A 2,164-nucleotide genomic window follows, 5' to 3' on the forward strand; every position below is an offset into this window, starting at 1 on the left:
TATTACGACCGCCATTTTTAGATTTCTTTTCAACTAACGGCGCATAAGGACGACCCTTGTATAAATGAGGGTGTACTACCTTAACGACATGACGACGGCCGGCAGATGTTGGTTTGGTTTTTACGACTGGCATAATTCGACCTCTACCTTATTCCACGTCCATGAAATCGATATCCTGACCTTCTGCCAATTTGACATAAGCCTTACGAATATCTTTGCGCTTACCAAGACCGTTCTTAGTGAACTTAGTCTTGCCTTTAATATTTACAGTTTGAACTGCTTCAACTGTAACATTGAAAAGTTTCTCAACAGCCTTCTTGATTTCTGGCTTGCTAGCATCCGCAGCAACCTTAAAACAAACCTGGTTGTTCTCTGCTGCCATAGAAGCTTTTTCAGAAATATGAGGACCTAAAAGAACCTTATAGATACGTTGTTCATTCATCCCAACATCTCCTCAATCTTTTTAAGAGCAGAAACTGTGACAACCACCTTATCGAAACCAACAAGGCTTACAGGGTCAACACTTTCCGCATCACGCACATCCACTTTAGGGATATTGCGAGACGCCAAATATAAGTTTTGATCAATTTCTTCAGAAATGATCAAAGTACTATCTAGCAAACCCTGCTCTTTCAACTTAGCAGTCAGCTCTTTTGTCTTTGGCTCAGCAACAGTTAGCTCTTCAACAACCAACAAACGCTCCTGACGAACCAACTCTGACAAAATAACCTGCATCGCTGCACGATACATTTTACGGTTTACTTTTTGAGAGTGATCTTGCGGCTTCGCAGCAAATGTAACACCACCTGAACGCCAGATTGGGCTACGAATAGTACCTGCACGTGCACGACCAGAACCCTTCTGCTTCCATGGCTTCTTACCACCACCACTTACTTCAGAACGAGTTTTCTGAGCTCGAGAACCCTGGCGGGCAGCTGCCATATATGCAGTGACAACCTGATGAACCAAAGACTCATTAAATTCACGAGAAAACGTAGCTTCAGATACAGCCACTGAATTTCCAGAACCAGTAATTGTTAATTCCATGACGCCCCCTATGCCTTCTGTGCTGGCTTGACAATGATGTCCGCGCCAGTAGCACCAGGAACAGAACCTTTAATCAATAAAAGGTTACGTTCTGCGTCTACACGAACGACTTCTAAGCTCTGAACAGTAACTTGTTCAGCACCCATGTGACCTGACATCTTCTTGCCTTTAAAAACACGACCTGGCGTCTGACACTGACCAATTGAACCGTTTGATCTGTGTGACAACGAGTTACCATGCGTCGCATCTTGCATGCCAAAGTTCCAACGCTTAATACCGCCCTGGAAACCTTTACCTTTAGACTGACCAGTTACATCAATAATCTGACCAACTTCGAAGACTGTCGCATTAAGTGCGTCACCTGCTTTAAGATCTTCGCCTTCGCCTTCCGCCAAACGGAATTCCCAAAGACCACGACCCGCTTCAACACCTGCTTTCGCAAAATGTCCAGCTGCAGCTTTAGATACGCGAGAAGCGCGACGCTCACCAACAGTTACCTGAATTGCACGGTAACCATCAACATCGTCTGTTCTCACCTGTGTGATACGGTTATCTTCAACCTCGATAACCGTTACCGGAATGGATGCACCTTCGTCTGTAAAAACTCGAGTCATCCCAGCCTTACGGCCGACTAAACCAATCGCCATTTTTCACCTCTTAAGTGTACGGGGCTTTCACCCTCTATGGCCCTATAAATTAGGTAGTTACACTTTACCGCTCGATCTAACTTGAACGGCACCAACTTTTTAGAAAAGTTGGAAAAACTTAACCAAGACTAATCTGAACGTCTACGCCAGCTGCCAGGTCAAGTTTCATTAGTGCATCTACAGTTTTTTCTGTAGGCTCTACAATATCCATCATTCTCTTATGAGTACGAATCTCATACTGATCACGCGCATCTTTGTTTACGTGAGGAGAAATCAAAACTGTAAATCTCTCTTTCTTAGTTGGAAGAGGAATCGGACCACGCACTTGCGCACCGGTTCTCTTCGCCGTATCTACAATTTCTTGTGTAGACTGATCGATCAGACGATAATCAAAAGCTTTTAGTCTGATTCTGATTTTTTGGCTTTGCATGTGACCAAAACTCCAGTAATTAGCCACTTAAACCCAAAAA

At 43.9% G+C, this 2,164-nt stretch carries 4 protein-coding genes and 1 pseudogene; all 5 read right to left on the bottom strand.

The features are described 5' to 3' along the window. Positions 1 to 133, bottom strand: a pseudogene (locus A3766_RS29990) (50S ribosomal protein L2); the annotation flags it as partial. A 15-nt stretch (positions 134 to 148) separates the two neighbouring features. Further along, a complete protein-coding gene (gene rplW / locus A3766_RS28585) occupies positions 149 to 442 on the bottom strand; it encodes a 50S ribosomal protein L23 (RefSeq protein WP_068508512.1) in 294 nt (97 codons plus the stop codon). Then, positions 439 to 1,047, bottom strand: a complete 609-nt coding sequence (rplD, locus tag A3766_RS28590; RefSeq protein ID WP_068508509.1) for a 50S ribosomal protein L4 — start codon at positions 1,045 to 1,047, stop codon at positions 439 to 441. Before rplD ends, rplW begins: the two co-directional genes overlap by 4 nt. Before the next feature lie 8 nt (positions 1,048 to 1,055). After that, the gene (gene rplC / locus A3766_RS28595) at positions 1,056 to 1,694 is read right to left on the bottom strand and encodes a 50S ribosomal protein L3 (RefSeq protein WP_068508507.1); all 639 of its coding nucleotides are present in this window, start codon (positions 1,692 to 1,694) and stop codon (positions 1,056 to 1,058) included. A gap of 118 nt (positions 1,695 to 1,812) precedes the next feature. Further along, positions 1,813 to 2,124 carry a 30S ribosomal protein S10 gene (gene rpsJ, locus A3766_RS28600; RefSeq protein WP_068455763.1) on the bottom strand — a complete coding sequence of 104 codons (312 nt, stop codon included), beginning with the start codon at positions 2,122 to 2,124 and terminating at the stop codon, positions 1,813 to 1,815. Between the last annotated feature and the right edge of the window lie 40 nt (positions 2,125 to 2,164).

The organism is Oleiphilus sp. HI0132 (assembly GCF_001635845.1).